The organism is Solitalea longa (assembly GCF_002920915.1).
In the GTDB taxonomy this organism is placed as follows: domain Bacteria; phylum Bacteroidota; class Bacteroidia; order Sphingobacteriales; family Sphingobacteriaceae; genus Solitalea; species Solitalea longa.
This window is the reverse complement of the sequence record NZ_PQVF01000026.1, coordinates 1-4,929: the sequence shown is the minus strand read 5'-3', so window position 1 is coordinate 4,929 and position 4,929 is coordinate 1. Positions and strand designations below refer to the sequence as shown.

General features: G+C 48.7%; 2 tRNA genes and 2 rRNA genes. All 4 read right to left on the bottom strand.

The features are described from left to right. A 23S ribosomal RNA gene (locus C3K47_RS19235) occupies window positions 1-2,784 on the bottom strand; the annotation flags it as partial. A 145-nt stretch (window positions 2,785-2,929) separates the two neighbouring features. Next, window positions 2,930-3,006, bottom strand: a tRNA-Ala gene (locus C3K47_RS19230). A 94-nt stretch (window positions 3,007-3,100) separates the two neighbouring features. After that, a tRNA-Ile gene (locus C3K47_RS19225) sits at window positions 3,101-3,175 on the bottom strand. Between the two features lie 134 nt (window positions 3,176-3,309). Next, window positions 3,310-4,829 (bottom strand): 16S ribosomal RNA (locus C3K47_RS19220). Window positions 4,830-4,929: the final 100 nt, after the last annotated feature.

Genomic DNA, 4,929 nt, shown 5'->3' with positions numbered 1-4,929 from the left:
TATGGATATCTCATCTTGTGGTGAGTTTCGCGCTTAGATGCTTTCAGCGCTTATCTCGACCGAACGTAGCTACTCTGCAGTACAGCTGGCGCCATAACAGATTCACTAGAGGTTCGTCCAACCCGGTCCTCTCGTACTAAGGTCAGGTCCACTCAAATATCCTACGCCCACAACAGATAGGGACCGAACTGTCTCGCGACGTTCTGAACCCAGCTCGCGTGCCACTTTAATCGGCGAACAGCCGAACCCTTGGGACCTTCTCCAGCCCCAGGATGTGACGAGCCGACATCGAGGTGCCAAACCTCCCCGTCGATATGAGCTCTTGGGGGAGATCAGCCTGTTATCCCCAGCGTACCTTTTATCCTTTGAGCGATGGCCCTTCCATGCAGAACCACCGGATCACTATATCCTACTTTCGTACCTGCTCGGCTTGTAGGCCTCACAGTCAAGCATGCTTTTGCTATTGCACTCCACGTACGGTTACCAAGCGTACTGAGCATACCTTTGAAAGCCTCCGTTACTCTTTTGGAGGCGACCACCCCAGTCAAACTACCCACCAAACAATGTCCCCCGCTTCAGCAGGGTTAGACACCGAATACAGAAAGGGCGGTATTTCAAGGTTGATTCCACGACTCCTGGCGAAGCCGCTTCAACATCTCCCGCCTATCCTACACATCCTGTACCCAATATCAATGTTAAGTTGTAGTGAAGGTGCATGGGGTCTTTCCGTCCCGTTGCGGGTAACCGGCGTCTTCACCGATACCACAATTTCACCGAGCTCATGGCTGAGACAGCGTCCAGATCGTTACACCATTCGTGCAGGTCGGAACTTACCCGACAAGGAATTTCGCTACCTTAGGACCGTTATAGTTACGGCCGCCGTTTACTGGGGCTTCGATTCAATGCTTCGCCTTGCGACTAACATCCCCTCTTAACCTTCCAGCACCGGGCAGGTGTCAGGCCTTATACCTCATCTTTCGATTTTGCAAAGCCATGTGTTTTTGTTAAACAGTCGCCTGGACCTTTTCACTGCGGCCCCCGTTAAGGGGCGCCCCTTCTCCCGAAGTTACAGGGCCATTTTGCCGAGTTCCTTAGCCATGATTCACTCGAGCACCTTAGGATTCTCTCCTCGACTACCTGTGTCGGTTTGCGGTACGGGTATCTTATATCTGAAGTTTAGAGGATTTTCTCGGCAGCCTTTAGGATCACTATCCACGCCCCCGTAGGTTTGTGGTACTTTCAGCTTTCTCCATCACTCACGGATTTGCCTATGAATGATATAGGTACGGCCTTTAACGAACTATTCCGTCAGTTCGCGGATCTTTCACCACTGCGTCTCCCCGTCACAATATAAGATAGTATGGGAATATTAACCCATTGTCCATCGGCTTCGCCCTTCGGCTACACCTTAGGCCCCGACTAACCCTGATCCGATTAGCGTTGATCAGGAAACCTTAGTCTTTCGGTGTGCAGGTTTCTCGCCTGCATTATCGTTACTTATGCCTACATTTGCTTTTCTAACCGCTCCAACATACCTTACGGTACACCTTCGCCGCTGTTAGAATGCTCTCCTACCATAGAGATAAATCCCTATCCATAGCTTCGGTAATATACTTGATGCCCGATTATTATCCATGCCCGATCGCTCGACTAGTGAGCTGTTACGCACTCTTTAAATGAATGGCTGCTTCCAAGCCAACATCCTAGCTGTCTATGCAATCGGACCCCGTTAGTTCAACTTAGTATATATTTGGGGACCTTAGCTGATGGTCTGGGTTCTTTCCCTCTCGGCCTTGGACCTTAGCACCCAAAGCCTCACTCCAGCGTATATGTGTCTAGCATTCGGAGTTTATCTGGATTTGGTAGGATTTGACTCCCCCGCATCCAATTAGTAGCTCTACCTCTAGCACACTCTTACCGCCAGGCTGTTCCTAAAAACATTTCGGAGAGTACGAGCTATTTCCCAGTTTGATTAGCCTTTCACCCCTACCCTCAAGTCATCCGAAAACTTTTCAACGTTAACCGGTTCGGACCTCCATTACATGTTACTGCAACTTCATCCTGCTCAAGGGTAGATCACAAGGTTTCGCGTCTACTCCCACTGACTATGCGCCCTATTCAGACTCGCTTTCGCTTCGGCTGCGTCCCTGAAGGACTTAACCTTGCCAGTGAGAAGTAACTCGTAGGCTCATTATGCAAAAGGCACGCCGTCACACCAGATGGTGCTCCGACCGCTTGTAAGCGCACGGTTTCAGGTTCTATTGCACTCCCCTGTTCGGGGTTCTTTTCACCTTTCCTTCACAGTACTTGTTCACTATCGGTCTCTCAGTAGTATTTAGCCTTACCAGATGGTGCTGGCAGATTCCCACAAGGCGTCTCCGACCTCGCGGTACTCAGGATACAGTTAGGTATAACAATCTTACCAATACGCGGCTATCACGCTCTATGGCTGCTCTTCCCAAAGCATTCTTGTTCTTTTGTTAAGTCCACATTACTGTCCTACAACCCCAATAATGCCGTAACATTATTGGTTTGGGCTCTTTCGCGTTCGCTCGCCACTACTTACGAAATCACTATTGTTTTCTCTTCCTCTGCTTACTTAGATGTTTCAGTTCGGCAGGTTAGCGTATTTATACAACTAGTCTTCAACTAGTTAGGTTTCCCCATTCGGAAATCATCGGATCAATTCGTATTTGCCAATACCCGATGCTTATCGCAGCTTATCACGTCCTTCATCGCCTCTGAGAGCCAAGGCATCCCCCGTGCGCCCTTAGTAACTTTCTTGATTACTAAGACTTGCGTCTTATTTACTTACATTAATAGAATTGCTTCTATCTGTTGCTCGTTTACCTTTTCAGGTAACTTCTTTCAATATGTCAAAGAACTTCTTGGCCGTTTGTTTCCTTTCCTTTGAAAGGTGGGCCACTTTTGGTGGAGAATAACGGATTCGAACCGTTGACCCCCTGCGTGCAAGGCAGGTGCTCTAGCCAGCTGAGCTAATTCCCCAAGCTTGTTAAGTAATGAGTGAGTGAGTGAATGCTGAATGATTGAATTGTTTATTCATTCATTCTTCCTTCTTTCATTCGATCATTCCCTTTAGTAGTCCCGAGCAGACTTGAACTGCTGACCCCTACATTATCAGTGTAGTGCTCTAACCAAACTGAGCTACGGGACTATTTTTGTAGTTCCTGTAGGCAGTAGGCTTGTTCTCGTTCTACCCTTCCTACCGGTACTTGGGTTTTTCTCTTGTTTATTTTTGAAATGAGATAATCTAGCGCAGCAGCTTTCTTAACTGCTATCCTTCTCTAGAAAGGAGGTATTCCAGCCGCACCTTCCGGTACGGCTACCTTGTTACGACTTAGCCCTAATTACCAGTTTTGCCCTAAACCGCTCCTTGCGGCTACAGTCTTTAGGCACCCCCAGCTTTCATGGCTTGACGGGCGGTGTGTACAAGGCCCGGGAACGTATTCACCGCGTCATTGCTGATACGCGATTACTAGCGAATCCAACTTCATGAGGTCGAGTTGCAGACCTCAATCCGAACTGTGAATGGCTTTTTGAGATTGGCTTCCTGTTACCAGGTCGCAGCCCTCTGTACCATCCATTGTAGCACGTGTGTAGCCCCGGACGTAAGGGCCATGATGACTTGACGTCGTCCCCTCCTTCCTCTCTACTTGCGTAGGCAGTCTGTTTAGAGTCCCCATCTTAATGCTGGCAACTAAACATAGGGGTTGCGCTCGTTGCGGGACTTAACCCAACACCTCACGGCACGAGCTGACGACAGCCATGCAGCACCTAGTTTCCTGTCCTTGCGGACGTTAATATTTCTACTAACTTCAGTAACTTTCAAGCCCGGGTAAGGTTCCTCGCGTATCATCGAATTAAACCACATGCTCCTCCGCTTGTGCGGGCCCCCGTCAATTCCTTTGAGTTTCAATCTTGCGACCGTACTCCCCAGGTGGATTACTTAACGCTTTCGCTTAGCCGCCGACTGTATATCGCCGACAGCGAGTAATCATCGTTTAGGGCGTGGACTACCAGGGTATCTAATCCTGTTTGATCCCCACGCTTTCGTGCCTCAGCGTCAGTTACACTTTAGTGAGCTGCCTTCGCAATCGGTGTTCTGTGACATATCTATGCATTTCACCGCTACTTGTCACATTCCGCCCACTTCATCTGTACTCAAGTAAACCAGTATCAAAGGCAGTTCTACAGTTGAGCTGCAGGCTTTCACCTCTGACTTAATTTACCGCCTACGCACCCTTTAAACCCAATAAATCCGGATAACGCTTGGATCCTCCGTATTACCGCGGCTGCTGGCACGGAGTTAGCCGATCCTTATTCTTCGGGTACCTTCAACTAAATACACGTATCTAGGTTTATTCCCCGACAAAAGCAGTTTACAACCCATAGGGCCGTCATCCTGCACGCGGCATGGCTGGTTCAGACTTCCGTCCATTGACCAATATTCCTTACTGCTGCCTCCCGTAGGAGTCTGGTCCGTATCTCAGTACCAGTGTGGGGGACCATCCTCTCAGATCCCCTATGCATCGTAGCCTTGGTAAGCCGTTACCTTACCAACTAGCTAATGCAACGCATGCCCATCTTCAATCACCAAAGTTTTAACAGTTAAATGATGCCATTCTGCTGTTTTATGCGGTATTAATCTCCCTTTCGGAAGGCTATCCCCCAATTGAAGGTAGGTTGCATACGTGTTACGCACCCGTGCGCCACTTTCATGAAGAGCAAGCTCCTCAATCTCGTTCGACTTGCATGTATTAGGCCTGCCGCTAGCGTTCATCCTGAGCCAGGATCAAACTCTCCATTGTATATTTTAAGTTTGTTCCTATTCTGCACTGCTGCAGAATGGTGTCTTGTTGATTGCTCAACTCGACATTGTCTCTTGGATTGACAGTTATTCTTAGCTTG